This window comes from Microbacterium sp. UBA7513 (assembly GCF_002478345.1).
Classification (GTDB): Bacteria; Actinomycetota; Actinomycetes; order Actinomycetales; family Microbacteriaceae; genus Microbacterium.
Genome location: NZ_DLNJ01000011.1, coordinates 1 through 18,541 on the forward strand (window position 1 = coordinate 1; position 18,541 = coordinate 18,541).

The 18,541-nt window shown below is 71.3% G+C and carries 12 protein-coding genes; 2 read left to right on the plus strand and 10 right to left on the minus strand.

What is annotated here, in order from left to right; translation table 11 throughout:
- The 7 genes from B2W79_RS05765 to recQ all read right to left on the minus strand — a co-directional run.
- The coding region (locus B2W79_RS05765) for an AAA family ATPase (protein ID WP_292787812.1) at positions 1 to 420 on the minus strand (420 nt) is incomplete at its 3' end.
- A gap of 34 nt (positions 421 to 454) precedes the next feature.
- The gene (locus B2W79_RS05770) at positions 455 to 6,373 is read right to left on the minus strand and encodes an Ig-like domain-containing protein (protein WP_292787814.1); all 5,919 of its coding nucleotides are present in this window, start codon (positions 6,371 to 6,373) and stop codon (positions 455 to 457) included.
- Positions 6,373 to 7,506: a serine/threonine-protein kinase gene (locus tag B2W79_RS05775; RefSeq protein ID WP_313391173.1), complete on the minus strand. Its 1,134-nt coding sequence runs from the start codon at positions 7,504 to 7,506 to the stop codon at positions 6,373 to 6,375. Before B2W79_RS05775 ends, B2W79_RS05770 begins: the two co-directional genes overlap by 1 nt.
- Before the next feature lie 130 nt (positions 7,507 to 7,636).
- The gene (locus B2W79_RS05780; RefSeq protein WP_071327748.1) at positions 7,637 to 8,206 is read right to left on the minus strand and encodes a DNA-3-methyladenine glycosylase I; all 570 of its coding nucleotides are present in this window, start codon (positions 8,204 to 8,206) and stop codon (positions 7,637 to 7,639) included.
- Between the two features lie 535 nt (positions 8,207 to 8,741).
- Positions 8,742 to 9,788 (minus strand): NAD(P)-dependent alcohol dehydrogenase, encoded by a 1,047-nt coding sequence (locus B2W79_RS05785; RefSeq protein WP_292787816.1) that lies wholly within the window; start codon positions 9,786 to 9,788, stop codon positions 8,742 to 8,744.
- Between the two features lie 98 nt (positions 9,789 to 9,886).
- Positions 9,887 to 11,950, minus strand: coding sequence for an acyl-CoA dehydrogenase (locus B2W79_RS05790; protein ID WP_071327750.1), 2,064 nt, complete (start codon positions 11,948 to 11,950; stop codon positions 9,887 to 9,889).
- A gap of 235 nt (positions 11,951 to 12,185) precedes the next feature.
- Entirely contained in the window at positions 12,186 to 14,213 is a 2,028-nt protein-coding gene (gene recQ / locus B2W79_RS05795; protein WP_292787819.1) for a DNA helicase RecQ, read from the minus strand.
- Positions 14,214 to 14,318: 105 nt separating this feature from the next.
- Between recQ and B2W79_RS05800 the strand changes: the two genes are divergently transcribed.
- Complete coding sequence (locus B2W79_RS05800) at positions 14,319 to 14,687, plus strand: GNAT family N-acetyltransferase (protein ID WP_071327752.1); 369 nt, start codon at positions 14,319 to 14,321, stop codon at positions 14,685 to 14,687.
- A complete protein-coding gene (locus B2W79_RS05805) occupies positions 14,684 to 15,601 on the plus strand; it encodes a pirin family protein (RefSeq protein WP_292787821.1) in 918 nt (305 codons plus the stop codon). Before B2W79_RS05800 ends, B2W79_RS05805 begins: the two co-directional genes overlap by 4 nt.
- A gap of 388 nt (positions 15,602 to 15,989) precedes the next feature.
- Here B2W79_RS05805 and B2W79_RS05810 read toward each other — a convergent pair whose 3' ends face one another.
- Genes B2W79_RS05810 through B2W79_RS05820 form a run of 3 tightly spaced genes read right to left on the minus strand, consistent with a single transcriptional unit; the run spans position 15,990 to position 18,534 of the window.
- A complete protein-coding gene (locus B2W79_RS05810) occupies positions 15,990 to 17,447 on the minus strand; it encodes a cation acetate symporter (protein WP_071327754.1) in 1,458 nt (485 codons plus the stop codon).
- Positions 17,444 to 17,818, minus strand: a complete 375-nt coding sequence (locus tag B2W79_RS05815) for a heavy metal transporter (protein WP_292787824.1) — start codon at positions 17,816 to 17,818, stop codon at positions 17,444 to 17,446. The genes B2W79_RS05810 and B2W79_RS05815 overlap by 4 nt, the downstream gene beginning before the upstream one ends.
- A complete protein-coding gene (locus tag B2W79_RS05820; RefSeq protein WP_292787826.1) occupies positions 17,815 to 18,534 on the minus strand; it encodes a LytR/AlgR family response regulator transcription factor in 720 nt (239 codons plus the stop codon). The genes B2W79_RS05815 and B2W79_RS05820 overlap by 4 nt, the downstream gene beginning before the upstream one ends.
- Positions 18,535 to 18,541 lie beyond the last annotated feature (7 nt).

An 18,541-nucleotide genomic window follows, 5' to 3' on the forward strand; every position in this document is an offset into this window, starting at 1 on the left:
CTCCTCCATGACCTCCAGCAGCGCGGACTGGGTCTTCGGGCTCGCCCGGTTGATCTCGTCGGCGAGCACGATGTTCGCGAAGACGGGCCCCGCGTGGAACTCGAACGTGCCCTCCTTCTGGTCGTAGACCGTGATGCCGGTCACATCTCCCGGAAGGAGGTCAGGCGTGAACTGGATACGGCTGCTGGTCCCGTTGACCGTCTGGGCGACGGCGCGGGCGAGCGCCGTCTTGCCGGTTCCCGGGTAGTCCTCCAGGAGGACGTGGCCTCCGCTGACGGCGGTGGCGAGCACGAGCTCGACCACGTGGCGCTTGCCGAGGATCGCCTGCTCGATGTTGCCGGTCAGGATCGAGAACGTCTCGGCGAACCAGGAGGCCTGCTCGGGAGCGATGGTGACGGGGGCTGCTGCGGTGGCTGGCATAGGGAAAGAGTATTCGTGTCGGTGTGCTCGGCGGTCAGGGGCACAGGCCCGTGATGCGATGCGTGATCGGGGTCAGGGTGGCGAAGGCTCCGGTCCACGTGATCTTCGCGTCGAAGGTCCCGGGGGTGTCGACCAGGGGCGTCACCTCGAGGATGTACGAGCCGCGTGCCGCGGCGGACACCGTCACGACATCGCCCTCGACGACGGGCATGCAGGGCTGGAACACCGCGTTGACGACGGTCGGCGCAGTCGTCGCGGTGATGTTCACCTCGCCGGAGCAGGAATTGCTCTGGGTGGCATGGCAGGCGCGGGCACGGACCTGCCCCGGGGACGAGTCCGGGGTGAGCGCGAAGTCGCCGACCCACTGTCCGTACATGTAGTACTGCGGGACGAAGCCGTTCTCGACATCGATGCGCGGCGCCGAGGCCAGGCCGTAGTCGTAGCGGTTCCCGTCGCGCCGGGGGTCCTTCGCGACCGTGTAGGTGGTGTCGCCGCCGGGGCCGTCGACGAACGTGAACGTGAAGACCGTCGTGGTGGACGACTCGGCCACGCCGTAGCCGTTCGACGCGCACGCCTTGACGTAGTACAGCTGATACGGCCGCAGCCCCTGCAGAGAGGGGGACTCGGACCGGATCTCGCCGCCGGAGACCGACAGCGTGCCATCTCCGTTCGCCGTGCAGCTGACGTTGCCCGATCGCCACGCGACATAGGTGACCTGGACGCCCCTGGTGCTGCCGTTCGCCTGTGCCGCGATGCCGGAGACATTCACCGCCGTGTTCGAGACGGCCGACGCCCGCGTCGTCGCCGGGTCGAAGTACACGGAGCCGGCGACGGTCACGGACGTGCGGAACCCGCCGCCTTCGTTCCCGCCGCCCGTCGGCGGCTGGAACTGGCTGATCGGGACGATCGTGAGGGTCTGCGCTCCCGGCGACAGCGCGATGTCTGCGGTGGTGGTCGCCCCCGTGCGGTTGATGACCTCGCCCGTCTCCTCGATCCGGAACGAGACGGCGTCGTCGGCGGCGTCGATCGATAGCCGCACCGCCCCGCGCCCGCGGTCGGAGACTCCCGGTCGATACTCCGGCGTGGCCGTCGCGTTCGCCACGACCGGGGCGGCATAGGCCCAGCTCGTGTGCGGGGAGGTGGCGGCCGATGTGCCGACGGCGTTGACCGCTGCCGCCGTGAAGGTGTGCGGCGCACCGTTGGTCAGCCCGTTCACCGTGCAGCGGTACACGGCACCGGCCGGACTGCAGGAGGCATTGGCCGCTGCCCCGTCCTGGAGGATGGTCACGCCCGACACCGCGGGGTGGGCGCGGCGCGCCTCGCCGAGCGGCACCTCCAGCACGACGGTCGAGCGGGTGAAGCCCACGGTGGTCACGCTCGCGGGCGCCTGCGGGAATCCCTGCAGGTCGAGCGTGAGGGTGCCCGTGCCGGTCCGCCCCTGCGCGTCGGCCACGACGAACGAGACCACGCACTGCCCGCCCGGCGCTTGCCCGCCACCGGGCCAGCTCGCGGTGATCGTCTTGGCACCCGCCGTCGAGAGCGAGGCGACGTCGCAGCGCGATCCCGCCCCGAGCGACATCAGTCGCAGCCCGGATCCCGGCTTGCCGGCGAAGGGATCGTACTCGCCCGCCACATCGACGACGTCGATCGAGCAGCGGGCGCTGGTGACGACGCACTGCTTCGTGAAGGTCGCTCCCCGCGGAGCGTCCGGTGGGGCCGCGCCCACGACCAGACGCACGGAGGCTGAGGGCTGCCCATACTGCGGCACCGTCACGCTGACGTTCTCGGTGTTGCCCGGTCGCGCGTCGGCACGCGCCTCGATCGTCAGCTTCGCCCCGCTCTGCGTGACCACGAACGCCGAACCCGAGTAGACGATCCGGTACTCGAGGGAGCCTGCGTTGCCCTCGCGCCCGCCTTCCCACGCGGCCATGTTGGCGTAGAGGTCGACGCTCTCCGTGGCTCCCGGCGCGATCGTGTGCGAGATCGAGGAGAGCAGCAGCTGCGGTTCGGACGGACGGATGCTGACCGGGACGTCGATGTAGGACCAGCGCTTCTGTCCGTCCAGACGCACCGGGATCAGACAGGTGTCCGACCACGGCGCCTCACGCCCGGCACGGTACTCCGCCGTGCGGGGGCCGTCGGCCGCGCACGAGGCCGCAGCCCGCTGCGCGGTGAACGCTCCGGAGCCGATCTCCACGGCATCCGACGACGGCAGATCGAGGTAGTCCGGCACCGCGAAGCTGACGGCCGCGTCCTCGTCGACGACGACCGGCGTCGCGCCGGGGACGAGCTGGACCTGCATGTCGTCGAACGCCGGGATCCGCAGAAAGCCGTAGGCGGTCACGTCCCGTCCGCCGGCAGCGGTTCCGGTGAGCTGGAAGGGCACCAGTGCGCCCTCCTTCGGCGCGGGGCCGATGATCCGGTTCCCCTTCACCGTGTACCCGGCCTGTTCGCCCCACAGGCTCAGACGGAGCGACGAGACGTCGCCGGACGGCCAGCGCACCCGGTCCGTGACGACGTCGAGGCCACCGTCCACGAGGTCGTCCCGGTCGCGCGCCGTGAGCACCGTGTCCGTCACGACCGGCTGATCGGCGACCGTGCCCTCGGTCACGGTCAGCACGATGAGCCCCTGTGCCGTGCTCCCGGTCCGCGTCGACTTCACGGTGTAGAAGTAGGAGTTCGTCCCCGCCGTCTCCCCGGCGCGCAGCACGACGCGGCCGTCTTCCAGGGAGGTGTCGGAATCGATCAGTGCATTCAGCCGCTCGTACAGCGGGTTCCCCTTGACGGGAGGCGCGTTCGGGACGAGCGCGGTGATCTCCAGCTCGCTCTGCGCCGGGTCGAGGTCGTTCGACCGGGGGTCCAGCACGACCGGGGTGCGGGATCCCGCCTCGACCCGGACGTAGTCGCTGAACGTCACCGGAGCGGCGTCCTCGACATCCGCGTCCAGGACGCCGATGCGGACGGCACCGCTGCCTTCCTCACCCTGCGGGTCGCGCACGGTGTACCGGAACGACACCTGTCCGCCGTCCACGCCCCCGGCCGGGGCCCGGTAGACGATCGCCTCGCCGCTGGCCGAGATGGTCGCGGTGCCCCCGCCCTTCTTCGGCTGGTCGACGCCGGACAGCACCACGCGGTCCCCGTCTCCGTCCATCCCGGTCGTCGGTACCGGAATCGTCACGGTCTGCCCGCTGAGGACGCGACCGGTGAGAGGGATCGGCGTGGGAGCGCGGTTCGTCCCCGGCGGGACGACGGTGACCGTCACGACGCCGTCGTCGGACAGGGAAGGGTTCCGTTCGAGCGAGACCGAGTACGTCAGCCGATAGGTGCCTGGCGTCTTCGGTGCCAGGTAGCGCAGAGCATTGCGGTCGGCGAAGACGAGTTCGTCCGGTTCGCCCGACCCCGTCACCTCCGGGAGCACGAGGAGCGGCTCCCCGCGGGGGGCGATGTCGTTGGCGGCGACCTCGATGCGCGTGAGCGAGCCCGCCCGCACCGTCACCGCGTCCGGGAAGACGATCGGGCGGGTGACGGTGGACGGCGGGGCGAGGAACACGCTCACCGTGCCCTGGACGGCCCCGCCCGCGCCATCCGCGACCGTGACGGTGGCCTTCCCGATCAGGCCGGGCTCGCCGTCCTCCGTCGTCCCGTTCACCCGCAGGCTCTCGTTCCCGACCACGCGCACGTTGAGCTGGGGCGTCGAGCTCACGGCGTCGGACAGCAGCAGCACCCGTCCGCTGGTGTTCTGCACCGCGCGGAGCACATCGACGGTCGTGTCCTCGCCCTCGCGCACGAACGCCGTCAACGGCGCCATCGCGAGCGCAGCGGACCCGTCGACCGCCGTGACGCGGATAACCGCGGACTGCTCGGCCTGGGTCGTGGCGTCCTGCGCGGTGTACGTGACCACGTACTGGCCGGGCTCTGCCGCGGTCAGCTCCACCGTGCCGGCCGCCGCGTTGGGCGTGACCTCGAAGCCCTGCGCGGTCGCGGCGGTCTGGACGGCGTCGACGAGGCGATACGACCCGGAGCCCCCGGACAGATGATCGGAGATGCGGAGGGACTGCCGCTCACCGACGCGCGCGGTCACCGCGACGGCCGATGCCTGGAGGGCGGGGCTGCCGCTGACCTGGACCTCGAGGGTCTTCTCCGCGGTCGCACCGTGCACGTCCTGCACCACCACCGTGACCGGGATCACGGCATCCGCGGCGTTCGGGTCGGTGTGCCGGATGGCGACGCGGCCGTCGTCCGTCGGCGCCACCATCACCGGTGCCGAGGGATCCGTCTCGTAGGCGTCGCTCAGGATGAAGGCATCGCCCTCGGGGTCGACCCAGCCGGAGAGCGCGGAGACGATCGTGCTGCCGCCGGCGAGGATCTGCGGCGTCGGCCACTCCTGCTTGCAGGCGTCGACGCCGCACCAGACCGGGGCGGAGTTGACTCCGGGATCGACGACCGTCAGCGTCACGGTCGCCGGCGGCGAGACGGCCGCACCGTCCGTCACGGCGTACGTGAAGCTCGCTTGACCGGAGCCCGCCTTCACATCGACGACCAGCGACTGCCCGTCCGCCACGAGCGCCAGTTCCCCGAATGCGGGATCGCTCAGCCCGGCCGCGACGGACTCGGGGTCGATCGTGAGGACGTCCTTCTTGTTCGGGTCGTGATCGTTCAGGAGGACCGGCAGGAGGACCTGCTCCCCCGCACGCACGCCGAACGCATCGTCGACGGCCACCGGCGGAAGCTGCTCCGCCACGTCCTCGACGACGATCGTGCCCTCCTGCTGCTCCGTGTCGTCCTCGATCTTCCACTGCTCGAGCGGGATCAGCACGCCGTCCGGCGCCGTCCAGATGAGGCCCGTCCCGGTCTCGACGAGCACCGCGCGGTCGCCGTTCCCCTGGAAGACCGGGTCGATGGCGGCCGCATCCAGCGTCTCGTCCGGGACCTGCAGCGGGGTGGTCTCCCCCGCGCTCCATAGGATTCCACCTCCGCTGTCGAGCCACGCCGCGTAGGTGTCCCCGCGGACCGTGACCGGTGCGGCGGGGACGCCGGAGGCCTCCGCCACCCGGTCGGCCTCTCCGGACGCGAGGTCGACGGAGACGAGGCCGTCCGAGTCCGCGACGAGCACCGCGTCGCCCTCGGCGGCTCCACGCTGCAGGCGTGCGTCCTCGGCGACGTCGAGCGTGACCGCCGCATCGCGACCGGAGAGCCACAGCTCGCCGGAGGTCGGCTGCAGCATCGCCCAGCGTTCCCCGACGACCGCGATCGCCAGGCCCTCCCCGGCTTCCGGCGCATCGGCCACGGGTGACTCATCCCCCAGGAACCGGTGCTCGTCGATGTCGAAGCGGCGCACGGCCCCCTCGTCCGCCGAGTAGAGGACGAGCAGGCCATCCGGCGACAGCCCGATCGCATCGGCGGTGTACGTCGGCGGGTCCTCCCCCTCCTCGACCTCGACCTCCGCGAAGGGGTCGACGAGGGCCGTGCCCGCTCCGGCCGCGAGGGTCGACACCGACACCTGCCCGGTGTCGGTGCGGTAGGCCACATAGGGCCCGGCGGAGAGGACGTCCCGGGTCCCGGCGGGCGTGGGCTGCGAGGCGAGCGGCGTCCCCTCCTCCGAGCTGTCGGAGAGCAGATCGGCGGGGCTCGCCGGATCGACGTCCCACCGCTGCCGGTTCCCCTGCGCGAACAGCACGGTGCTGGAGCCGCTCTGCCAGACCGCCTCGGGGTCGTCGACGTCGCGGACCGTGTCGATCTCGGCGAGTTCGGTGTTGACGCGGGCGTACTGCCCGCTGTCGCGCATGACCCAGACCGAGGGCTCGAGACGCGGCACCTCCTGCGACTGATACCCCTGTGCCGTCACCGCGAGCGCCACGACGACCACGAGCGCGATGATCCCGGAGATCAGCGCGATCAGCTTGCCCCTGGGCGGGGTCGCCGTCTCGGCGCCGGTGCGGTTGCGTGCCGCCATCAGAGGATCCCCGTGAGGAACAGGACCGCGGTTCCGAGCCCCGCGATGACGGCGGCGCCGATCACGGCGCCGATGATGCCGACGACGAGGGGGGACCGGCTTCGGCCACGGGTGCTCGCGGGGACGTCGTCCCGCTCACGGGGTGCGGCCTGCGGACGGGCGGCGCGCGCCGCTCTCCGCGAGTCGGGCGCGACCGTCGTGATGACCGGCCCGCGGACGCTCGTGTCCGAGAAGTTCACCGGCGCCGCCGCGGCCCACTCCGCCGACGCCGCCTCGAAGGCCGTCGGCGAGATGCCGAGCTCGTACTGCGCCCAGCGCAGCTTCTCCGCGAACTCCGCCATGCTCGCCGGCCGCTTCGCCGGGTCGCGGTGCATGGCGCTCGCGAAGATGTCGTCGATGATCGGCGGGATGCCGGGGACCGGAACCGCCGTGTACCGCGCCTTGATGATGCGGTCCGTGAGCTGGTCGCGCGAGTTCGAGCCGCGGTCGGCACGCTCGAACGGACTGCGGCCGGCGAGCAGCGTGTAGAGCGTCGCGCCGAGGCTCCACACCTCGCTGGGGATGGATCCGGACACGCGCTCCTGCAGCACCTCGGGGGAGCTCCAGGGCACGGACATCGCGATGGTCTCGCCCTCGCCCTCCTCGATGACGGCAGCGGCGATGCCGAAGTCGGCCAGCACGGGCGCGCCGAGCGAGTTGATGAGCACGTTCGACGGCTTGATGTCGCGGTGCAGCAGCCCGGCCCGGTGCACGGTCTCCAGAGCCCCGGCCATGCGCACGCCGATGTCGAGCACCTCCGCGAGCGGGAGCGGAGCCTTCTTGTACCGCGCGCTCATCGTGTCCGGGCAGTACTCCATCGCGAAGTACGGCCGCCCGTCCGCCGAGATGGAGGCCTGGTAGATCGTGACGATCGACGGGTGGGCGCTCAGCCGCGCGGAGATGTCGGCTTCCACGTTGAAGGTCTGCAGGACCTCGGGGTTCACGGCATCCGCGAGCAGGACCTTGACGGCGACGACGCGGCGCGGCATGTCCTGCTCGTAGAGGAACACATCGGCGAATCCACCGGACCCGAGCGGACGCACATAGCTGTACCCCGCCAGCGTCGGCGGTGTCGCTGCCATGCGCGTTGCCACACCTGCTCCTCACGGTCTGATGGGAGACCGCGCGCCTGCAGCCACCCGGCGTCGTGCGCCGGGGGATCCCCCGATGTGCCGAGTATATCGGGCGGGGGACTATGGCCCCGTGTTCTTCTCCGACGCGAGGTCAGGCCTTCCAGCAGCCCTCGATGTGGTCGTCCACCATGCCCGCCGACTGCATGAGGGCGTACATCGTCGTCGGCCCGACGAAGCGGAAACCGCGGCGCCGCAGTTCCTTGCTCAGCGCGGTCGACTCGGCAGTCACGGCGGGGACGTCGGCGAACTCCCGTGGCCGTGCTCCGGTCGCCGGCGGGGCGAACGACCACATCAGCGCGTCCAGCTCCCCGTCGGCCATCGACTCCACGATCCGCGCGTTGCCGATCGTCGCGAGGATCTTGGCGCGGTTGCGGATGATGCCGGTGTCGCTCAGGAGGCGTTCCACGTCTGCGTCGTCGAATGCCGCCACCGCCTCGGGCACGAACCCCGCGAACACCTCGCGGAACCGCGGGCGCTTGCGCAGGATCGTGATCCAGGACAGTCCCGCCTGGAACCCCTCCAGGGCCATCTTCTCGAACAGCGCGCGGTCCCCGTGGAGCGGCGTCCCCCACTCTTCGTCGTGGTACCGCCGGTATTCTGCGTCGTCGCCGACCCACGCGCAGCGCGCACGGGAGTCGGGCCCCAGGAGGAGGGAGGTCATCCCCTCACCGTATCCGCCCCCACCGACGCCCCCGCGTCCCCGTCCCCCATCCCGCGTCCCCTCGTCTTAGGTGCGAGTTCACTTCCGCCCCTCCCCTCGCCTCCCCAGGGCCGTTCTCCATCCCGCCACGACACACACCTCCGACGCTGGATCAAAAGCATCCCCCGAAACGCCCCAGCGGCACCATCCCCGTCCCGCACCCGCGCCTCCGACCCCTTACCCTCGCGCATCGGAGTGCCGTGACCTGGTGCGTCCGGTGTCGCTGCCGCACCTCGTCCTCCGCGGGGCGCCCTGCCGGGAGCGGCGCGGGATCAGAACCGTACCTGCGCGGCCCTCATCCGGAGACTTTTCCGTCCCGGCCCAGGGACTTGACGGTCGCGGGACGGATATCTCTCCCCAGCGAGGCACCGGAGGTGCGCTCTTGATCCCGCGTCGGATCGGACGCGGCGGGGACCGGATGCGGGACGGAAAACGCTCCTCAGGGGAGCACCAGAGGTGCGTTTTTGATCCGGTACCAGAGAGGACGGGGGCGGGGTCAGTCGGCGAAGGTGGCGGCGTCGATGACGAAGCGGTAGCGGACGTCGGACGCGAGGACGCGCTCGTACGCGTCGTTGATGGCCGAGGCGGGGATGACCTCGATCTGCGCGGTGATGCCGTGCTCCGCGCAGAAGTCGAGCATCTCCTGGGTCTCCCGGATGCCGCCGATGTTCGAGCCGGCGATGGAGCGTCGTCCGGCGATCAATGACCCCGCGTTCAGGGCGAGGGCCTCCGCGGGAGCACCGACGCACACGATGGTGCCGTCCACGTCGAGCAGCCCGAGGTACGAGCGGAGATCGATGACGGCGCTCACGGTGTTGAGGATCACGTCGAAGGAGCCCCGCAGGTCGCGGAAGGTGTCGCGGTCGCCCGTCGCGAAGTAGCGGTCGGCGCCGAGGCGGAGGCCGTCGTCCTGCTTCGCGAGCGTCTGCGACAGCACGGTCACCTCCGCGCCGAGGGCATGCGCGATCTGCACGCCCATATGACCGAGGCCGCCGAGTCCGACCACCGCCACGCGCGTGCCGGGGCCGACCTTCCAGTGCCGCAGCGGCGAGTACGTGGTGATGCCCGCGCACAGCAGCGGAGCCGCCGCGTCGAGAGGCAGGGCGTCCGGGATCCGCAGCACGAAGTCCTCGGTGACGACGACCTGCTGCGAGTAGCCGCCCTGGGTGATCGTGCCGTCGCGGTCGACCGCCCCGTAGGTGCCAACGGCGCCCTGCGTGCAGAACTGCTCGTCGCCGCGGAGGCAGTACACGCATTCCCGGCACGAGTTCACGAGGCAGCCGACACCGACGCGGTCGCCGAGGGCATGCTTCGTGACCTCGGACCCCACCGCGGCGACCGTTCCGGTGATCTCGTGTCCCGGGGCCAGCGGGTACTGCTGCGGACCCCAGTCTCCGCGCACGGTGTGGATGTCGGAGTGGCAGATGCCGGCGAAGGCGATGTCGATGAGGATGTCGTGCGGGCCCAGCTCCCGGCGCTCGATGACGGTCTTCTCGAGCGGGGCGGCTTCGGCGGGGGCGGCGTAGGCGGTGACGGTCGACATGATGCTCCTCGGGTCGGTACTCGCCGAGACTATCCGCCCGCGCCGATGAATCCGCTGTCCGGAGGGCCCGGGCCGTGGGGACAGCCCGGGCCGACCGCTCAGCGCTTCTGCCGCTTGAGGGTCTTCTCCAGGACGGGAGCCTGACCGCTGGCCTCGAGGTCGGCGTAGTACGCACGGGCCTCGTCCTGCCGCTGCTTCTCCGCGCCGCTCGCGATGGGGGCCCGCACGTGCTCGGGCTCGTAGCCGAACGCGTCCACGAGGTCGAGGGCGTACGGACGCAGCCGCGCGCACAGTCGATCGATGTAGCTCGACACCGCCGCCGCCCGCTGGGTGGAGAGGCGTCCGTGGATGAGGTGCCAGGCGAGGTGCTTCTCGATGAGCTGCAGACCGAAGAGGTCACGTAGCCAGGTCATGACCTTCTTCGTCTCGGCGTCGTCCATCGCGTGGACGGCGTCGGTGAAGGCCTCCCACTGCAGCAGCTCGCCGTGCGCCCTGGCCGCCTCGATGAGCTCGGCCTGGTTCTCGTTGAACAGCCGCGCCCCGAGCGCCTTGTCCTTGCCGGCGGCACGCAGCCGGGTCGCGATGTCGGCGACCATCTGCTGCACGCGGCCCGCGAGGAGGTCGTGCTGCTGCTCCTCGCGCAGTCCGCGCTCCACCGACCGGGCGACCTGACCGAAGTCGGTCACCGCCTGACCGAGCTGACGGAGGCCGGCGCCGTGGAACACCTTGCCTGCGGTCATCCCCACGGCGTAGCGCGCGAGCGCCGCCGCGTCCTTACCCTGGAACTGCTTCGCGTAGTCGGTCAGCAGCCGCTTGCCCACGAGCTGGAGCAGGACGTTGTTGTCGCCCTCGAACGTGACGTAGATGTCGAGGTCGGCACGGAGTCCGACGAGCCGGTTCTCGAACATGAAGCCGGCACCGCCGCACGCCTCGCGGGCTTCCTGCAGGGTGTCGAGCGCGTGCCAGGTCGACAGCGGCTTGAGCGCGGCCGCGAGCGTCTCCAGGTCCTCCCGGTCGTCCGGGGTGTCGGTGCGACCGGAGAAGACGCCGTCGAACTTCTGCAGGAACTCGTCGTGCGCGAAGATCTGCGCATACGTCGTGGCCAGGCGCGGGAGCAGACGGCGCTGGTGCTTGCCGTAGTCCATCAGCACGACCTCCTGCCCGTCCGCACCGTCGAACTGGCGACGCTGCGTGGCGTAGGTGATCGCGATGTGCAGGCCGAGCGCGGAGGCCCAGGAGGCGGCGCCGTCGAGCGAGACGCGTCCCTGCACGAGGGTGCCGAGCATCGTGAAGAAGCGGCGGCCGGGGCTGTCGATCGCGCTCGAGTAGGTGCCGTCCGCGGCGACGTCGCCGTAGCGGTTCAGCAGGTTCGTGCGCGGGATGCGCACCTGGTCGAAGGAGAGCCGGCCGTTGTCGATGCCGTTCAGTCCACCCTTGAGGCCGTCGTCCTCTCGGCCGATGCCCGGCAGATCCACGCCGTCCTCGCCGCGCAGGGGCACGTAGAAGCAGTGCACGCCGTGGTTGACCCCGTTGGTGATGAGCTGGGCGAAGACCGTCGCCGCGATGCCGTGCAGCGCCGCGTTGCCGAGGTACTCCTTCACAGCTCCCCGGAACGGCGTGTGGATGACGAACTCCTCCGTCTCCGGGTCGTAGGTGGCGGTGGTGCCGACCGCGGCGACGTCGGAGCCATGCCCGATCTCGGTCATCGCGAACGCGCCGGGGATCGACAGATCCATGACACCGGGGAGCCACCTGTCGTGGTGCTCCTTCGTGCCGAGCTGCAGGATCGCGGAGCCGAAGAGCCCCCACTGCACGCCCGACTTGATCTGCAGGCTCGGGTCGGCGGCGACGAGCTCCTCGAAACCGGCGATGTTGCCGCCGTTGTTCTCCTCGCCGCCGAAGCGCTTCGGGAACGCCCGGTGCACGGCCTTGTTGTCGACGAGGAGGTGGAGCTGGCTGAGCACGCGCTCGCGGTGGTCGTCCTTGCCGAGCTCGTCCTTCCGCCAGAACGCGGAGTCCTTGATCATCTCGCGGGCCTGGCGGCGCACGTCGCCCCAGGTGCCCATGAGGGCGTCGTTCAGGCGGGCGACATCGATCCGCGGGGCGGTCGCGCTCTCGCGCGGGTCAGGTGTCGTCGAAGGGCGGACGGCGGCGTCGACCATGAGCGTTCCTCTCGGAGAGACGAAAGTGGATGCCTCTCATGGTAGGTGTGCGACAAAACGACACGAAGTCCCCTGTCCGCATCCTCCAACCATCGGCCGCCCCGTCCGCGCCCGTCGTTGTCGGCTCGCGACAGGTTCCGCCGCGTAGCTCCGTCGACCCACCCTCTTCCGTGCGTCCCGGCCCGTTGCGAGCGTCGGCAAAGGGGTGGCTCGCGCGGAAGGGGGTGGGTCGGGGTCAGGAGGCGGCGATCACGGCGAGGACGCCGTCGCCGTAGGCCTCGCGCTTCTTCGCACCGATGCCGGTGATGCCCTCGAGGTCGGCGTGCGATGTGGGCCGATGCTCCGCGAGAGCACGGAGCGTGGCATCGCCGAAGACGATGTACGCGGGGACGCCCTGTTCCCTGGCGATCTCAGTCCGCCAGGCCCGCAGCGCCTCGAACAGCTCCCGGTCTCCGGCGTCGAGGGCGTCGGCGGCACTCGCCTTCCGGGCGCGAGACGGCGACGACGGGCGCCCGATCGTGTCTTTCCGGAGCGGAACCGCGGTCTCGCCGCGCAGCACTCCCGCCGCGGCCTCTCCGGGGGCGAGCGTGCCGTAGTCGCCCTGAGCGACGAGGATGCCCCGGGCGAGGAGCTGGCGTACCACGCTCCGCCAGTCCTGGTCGGAGAGGTCGGCGCCGATGCCGTAGGTCGCGAGGGCGTCATGCCGCTGCTGGCGGATGCGCTCGGTCGAGGCCCCGCGGAGGATGTCGATGAGGTGGCCCGCGCCGAACGCCTGATTCCGCTCCCGCTTGAGCCGCACGATCGTGGACAGCAGCTTCTGCGCGGGGACGAGCCCGTCGAAGGTCGCGGTGTCGTCGAGGCACGTGTCGCAGTTGCCGCACGGCTGCGAGTCCTGGCCGAAGTACCCGAGGAGGTTCTGCCGGCGGCACTCCACCGTCTCGCACAGCGCGAGCATCGCGTCGAGGTGCTGCCCCATCCGCATCTTGAACGTGCGGTCGCCGGGACTCTGATCGATCAGACGGCGCTGCTGCACCACGTCGCCGAGCCCGTACGCCATCCACGCCACGGACGGCTCGCCGTCGCGGCCGGCACGCCCGGTCTCCTGGTAGTACCCCTCGACCGACTTCGGCAGATCGATGTGGGCGACGAAGCGCACGTCGGGCTTGTCGATGCCCATGCCGAACGCGATGGTCGCCACCATCACGACGCCGTCTTCACGGAGGAAGCGCGACTGGTTCGCCGCCCGCACCTCGGCAGGGAGACCGGCGTGGTACGGCAGCGCGTCGAGACCCTGCGCGGCGAGATAGGTCGCCGTCTGCTCGACGGACTTGCGGCTGAGCGCATAGACGATGCCCGCCGCCCCCTCCGGCTGCGACCGGATGAACTGCACGAGCTGCTTGCGGGGATCGACCTTCGGGACGATGCGGTACTGGATGTTCGGGCGGTCGAAGCTCGCCACGAAGTGCTGCGCCGCATCGAGGTGCAGGCGCTCGGTGAGTTCCTTGTGCGTGGCCCGCGTCGCGGTGGCGGTCAGAGCCATGCGCGGGACGCCGGGGAATCGCTCGCCCAGGTCGCCGAGGGCGAGGTAGTCCGGTCGGAAGTCGTGACCCCACTGCGACACGCAGTGGGCCTCGTCGATGGCGATGACACTGAGCGTGCCGCGCTGCAGGAGGGAGGTGGTCTGCGAGCTCGACAGCCGCTCCGGGGCGACGTAGAGGAGGTCGAGCTCTCCGGCGACATAGGCGCGCTCGACCTCGCGGCGCTCCTCGATCGACTGGGTGGAGTTGAGGTACGCGGCCTTCACACCGTTGGCGCGCAGCGCGTCGACCTGGTCGTGCATGAGCGCGATGAGCGGGCTGATGACCAGTCCGGTGCCTTCGCGCACGAGCGCGGGCACCTGATACGTGATGCTCTTGCCGCCGCCGGTGGGCATCAGGACGACGGCGTCGCCGCCGCCGATGACCTGCTCGACGATGGCCGCCTGATCGCCGCGGAAGTCGTCGTAGCCGAACACGGTGTGCAGTGCCTCGCGGGCCGTCGCATACCGGCTGGGCGCGGCGCGGCGGACGGCCGGCGCGGTGGTCACCGCGGTCGTCGGACCAGGACCCCAGTCGAGGGGCGGCTCGAAGCCAGCACCCTGCGGCTCCCAGTCCATCGGCTCCGGCGGCTCGGTCGGCTCCCACCCGTCGTCCCAGGGCTGGTCGGATGCCGCGTCCGGCTCGGGGATCCATCCGTCGTACGGATCTCGGGGAGTCTGCGGCATCCCTCCAGCGTAATCACCCCGACGGACAGCGGCACGGCGACGTCCACAGGCCCGCACTGTCGATCCCGGGCGTAGGTTGGTTCCAGACGCCGGAAGGAGCATCCGATGACCGACATCACCGTGACCCGCAACGACGAGGCCTCCCGCTACGAGATCCGTTCCGATGACGTGCTGGCCGGGTTCGCCGAGTTCGACACCCGCCCCGGCGCGATCCGCTTCCTGCACACCGAGATCGACCCCGCTTTCCAGGGCCAGGGCCTGGCCGGGAAGCTCGCCGCGGCGGCGCTGACCGACGTGGCGTCGACGGGCGACGCGATCGTGCCGCTCTGCCCGTACATCGCGAAGTACCTTCAGACGCACGAGGTGCCCGGCGCCGAGATCCGCTGGCCGCAGCGCCCGGGCTCGACGGCGGACGGCCCGGTGCAGAAGGAGTCGGCCGGCGCGGACGAGGACCCCACGGGCAGGGCGGAATGATCGGGCAGCGCCGCCTCGTCCTCGAACCCCGGGCGGTGCCGCTCGGCGGTGTGCGCGGCATGGAGGTGCTGCGGGTGCTGCCGCATCGCAACCTCCCCACCATCGGCGCCTGGTGCTTCCTGGACCGGTTCGGCCCGGCCGAGACCCGGATGCGGGTCGAGCCGCATCCGCACATCGGTCTGCAGACCGTGACCTGGCCGCTGGTCGGCGAGATCCGGCACCGTGATTCGCTGGGAAGCGATGCCGACCTCCGGCGCGGACAGCTCAACCTCATGACGGCGGGCAACGGCATCTCGCACTCGGAGTACTCCATCGGCGACGAGCCCGTTCCGCTCGATGCGCTGCAGTTCTGGGTCGTGCTCCCGGAGTCCGCGCGCCACGGGGACGGCGGCTTCGAGCGGCACACCGACCTGCCGACGACGACCCTCCCGGCCGCGACCGGATCGGACGCCACGGCCACGGTCGTGCTCGGCGAGTTCGCGGGCGTGCACTCGCCGGCGACCGTGCACACGCCGATCGTCGGGGCGGAGATCGTCGTGCCGGCCGGAACCACGGTGCGCCTGCCGCTGCGACCGGAGTGGGAGCACGCGCTGCTCCTCGTCGAGGGCGACGCCGCCGTCCCCGAGCACGCGATGACCCGCAACGACATGCTCTACCTCGGCGATTCCCGCGACGGCGTCGAGGTGACCAGCAGCGAAGGCGGGCTGCTGTTCCTCCTCGGGGGTGAGCCGTTCGAGGACGAGATCGTCATGTGGTGGAACTTCGCCGGGCGCTCCCACGACGAGATCGCCGCCGCCCGCGAGGATTGGGAGGCCGCATCCCCCCGGTTCGGCGTCGTCGAGGGGCACGACCAGCGCATCCCCGCGCCGCCGCTCCCCCCGGTGCGCCTGATGCCGCGCAGCCGCACCCTCTGACCCCCGCTCCCGCACCCGCTCCCCACAGGCACTCCCGCTGATCCAGGCACTCCCGCCAGAACAGGCACTCCCGCTGATTCAGGCACTCATGACTCTCCCTGCCTGATCTCACTCCACTGCCTGCCCTCGCGCGCAACCCCGCTGACGCGCCTGAACAGGCATCCACGCCAACACAGGCACTCCCGCCAGAACAGGCACTCATGATCCTCCCTGCCTGTGCTCGCGCCAGTGCCTGCCGTCGCGCTGAAGCCCCCAGACCCGACCACACCGACCCCGCTTCAGGCACTCACGCTGGCTCAGGCTCGATGGGCTTTCACCTGCCTGAACCCGCGTGATCGCCTGTTCCCGGAAGCAGGGGTAGGAAGCAGGACAAGAATCAGAAGCAGACTCAGGCGCGGTCGGGGGTGTGCACGCGGGCGAGGAAGCGGTCCGTGCGGGGCGAGGGCCCTCGAGGGTCGAGCAACGACACGGCCACCGTGACTCCGGTCGCCAGCGGGATCGTCCAGGCGGCGGGCTGCGCGAGGTACGGTGCCGCGACGCCGACCCCGTCCACCGCGGCGTGCACGAGCAGGGCGAGCCCGGTCGCGACACCGCCGGACACCATGCCCGCGACCGCCCCGCGCGCGGTGAGACCCCGCCACCACACGCCCAGCAGCACCACGGGCGAGAGCGTCGACGCCGCCACGACGAACACCACCCCCACGCTCGACACAAGTCCCGCGGGCACCGTGAGCAGCGCGACCCCCAGCGGCACGAGCGCACACAGCACCGCGGACAGCCGGAAGGAGCGCACGGAGCCGGAGAAGACGTCCTGGCTGATGACCCCCGCGAGCGAGACCACGAGTCCGGCCGAGGTCGCCAGGAACGCGGCGAAGGCCCCGGCGACGATGAGCGCCGTCAGCAGCTCACCCGCGAGCCCGGGGAACACCCGCGACGGGAGCTGCAGCACCACGGTGTCGGCGATCCCCGGCTGCGCGAGGTCCGGCGCGGCGATCCGCGCCAGGAGCCCCATCGCGCTCGACACGGCGTAGAACGCGCTCACCATGGCGATGACGATCACGGTGGTCCGCCGCGCGGAGGCTCCGGTCGGGCTGGTGTAGAACCGCACCAGGACGTGCGGCAGGCCCATCGTGCCGAGGAGCAGCGCGAGCAGCAGCGACGCGGTCTCGTAGGCGTCGAAGCCGGACGGCCCGGCCTCGGCGGGGAAGACGAGGGCGGGATCGACGTCGTGCGGGCCGCCGCTCAGGGCGAACGCGATGCACACCACCGGCACGAGGAGTGCCGTGAGCTTGAGCCAATACTGGAACGCCTGCACGAAGGTGATCGCACGCATGCCGCCCGCCGCGACCGCCGCCGCCACGAGCACCGCGATCGTCACGGCGCCGACCCACTCCGGCAGCCCGGCGACCACGACGAGCGTGATGCCCGCGCCGTGCAGCTGCGGCACGATGTAGAGCCAGCCGATGATGAGGACCGCGAGGCTGGTGACACGGCGCGCGGCGGTCGAGTCGAGCCGGGCCTCGACGAAATCGGGGATCGTGTACGCCCCGCTCCGGCGCAGGGGCGCGGCCACGAAGACGAGCACGAGCAGGTACCCCGCGGCGTACCCGATGGGGAACCAGAAGCCGCGGGCGCCGTCCAGCAGCACCAGCCCGGAGAGTCCGAGGAAGGTGCCGGCCGACAGGTACTCGCCGCTGATGGCCGAGGCGTTCCAGACCGGACGCACCGTCCGCGACGCCACGAAGAAGTCGCTCGTCGTGCGCGACACCCGCAGCCCGTACACGCCGATGAGGAGGGTGGCGATCACGACCAGGGCGACCCCGACGAGGTCGAGCACGGCGTTCACTCGCGGTCCCGCAGGGCGCGGTACCGCCGCTCGTTGCGGACCGCCGTGCGCACGTAGAGCACCGCGAACACGAGGATCACCGGGTAGAACGCGAAGGCCTGGAGGAGCCACGACAGCGGCAGCCCGCCGAGGACGACGGCGTCGATCTCGGGGATGAGCGCGATCCCGAGTGCCAGGGCGACGACGACCACCACGAAGCCGGCGACGGTGCCGAGGGCGAGCCGGAGCTGACTGCGCATCAGGGCACGGGCGTAGACGGCGTCGGCCTCCGCGACCGGGGCTCCGGGCAGCGCGATCCCCCGGGTGGCGGCGGAGGAGCGGCGGGGCGGGGTGTCCGCGGTGACCCGCACCCGCTTCGGCACCTCGGTCATCCGGCCCCCTCTCCGCGCACGAGGGCCTCCCGCACCGCCGCGACGAGCCTTCTGCTCACCGGCAGCACGGCCCTGCCGACGACCACGACGGGATCCCCGCCCGACAGCCGCGCCTCGGTCACCGCGGCCATCCGGACGAGGGTGGAACGGTGGATGCGGAGGAACCCGGCCGGCGCCCACCGCGTCTCGAGCTCGGAGAGCGGGATGCGCACGAGGTGGCCGGGACCGTCGTCCTCGGTGTGCAGCCGCGCGTAGTCGCCCTGCGCCTGCACCCAGCGCACATCGCTGCGCCGCACGAACCGCACGGACGCGCCCACGGTCACCGGCAGCACCTCGTCCTCGCCGCGCGGCGCCGCCTCCTGCGCGACCACTCTGTCCACCGCGCTCCGCAGCCGTTCCCGTCGGACCGGCTTGAGGAGGTAGTCCGCCGCGCGCAGCTCGAACGCCTCGACCGCACGGGCCTCGTCGGCGGTGACGAACACGACCGCGGGCGGTTCCGCGAGACCGAGGAGCGCGCGGGCGAGCTCGGTGCCGAGAAGGCCGGGCATGTGGATGTCGAGAAAGGCGATCCGCACCGCACGCGCGGAGAGCTGACGCAGCGCGTCGGCGCCGTTGCCCGCGGTGAGGATCTCACCGATGCGCGGGTCGGCGCGCAGCAGGTGCACGAGCTCGTCGAGGGCCGGCTGCTCGTCGTCGGCGACGAGGACGTCGATCATGCCGCTC

What these genes read in the sequence shown, in the direction of transcription:
- B2W79_RS05770 (WP_292787814.1), bottom strand. Translation starts at nt 6,373, where the DNA reads ATGGCGGCACGCAACCGCACCGGCGCCGAGACGGCGACCCCGCCCAGG.
- B2W79_RS05780 (WP_071327748.1), bottom strand. Translation starts at nt 8,206, where the DNA reads ATGACCTCCCTCCTCCTGGGGCCCGACTCCCGTGCGCGCTGCGCGTGG.
- B2W79_RS05785 (WP_292787816.1), bottom strand. Translation starts at nt 9,788, where the DNA reads ATGTCGACCGTCACCGCCTACGCCGCCCCCGCCGAAGCCGCCCCGCTC.
- B2W79_RS05790 (WP_071327750.1), bottom strand. Translation starts at nt 11,950, where the DNA reads ATGGTCGACGCCGCCGTCCGCCCTTCGACGACACCTGACCCGCGCGAG.
- recQ (WP_292787819.1), bottom strand. Translation starts at nt 14,213, where the DNA reads ATGCCGCAGACTCCCCGAGATCCGTACGACGGATGGATCCCCGAGCCG.
- B2W79_RS05800 (WP_071327752.1), top strand. Translation starts at nt 14,319, where the DNA reads ATGACCGACATCACCGTGACCCGCAACGACGAGGCCTCCCGCTACGAG.
- B2W79_RS05805 (WP_292787821.1), top strand. Translation starts at nt 14,684, where the DNA reads ATGATCGGGCAGCGCCGCCTCGTCCTCGAACCCCGGGCGGTGCCGCTC.
- B2W79_RS05815 (WP_292787824.1), bottom strand. Translation starts at nt 17,818, where the DNA reads ATGACCGAGGTGCCGAAGCGGGTGCGGGTCACCGCGGACACCCCGCCC.
- B2W79_RS05820 (WP_292787826.1), bottom strand. Translation starts at nt 18,534, where the DNA reads ATGATCGACGTCCTCGTCGCCGACGACGAGCAGCCGGCCCTCGACGAG.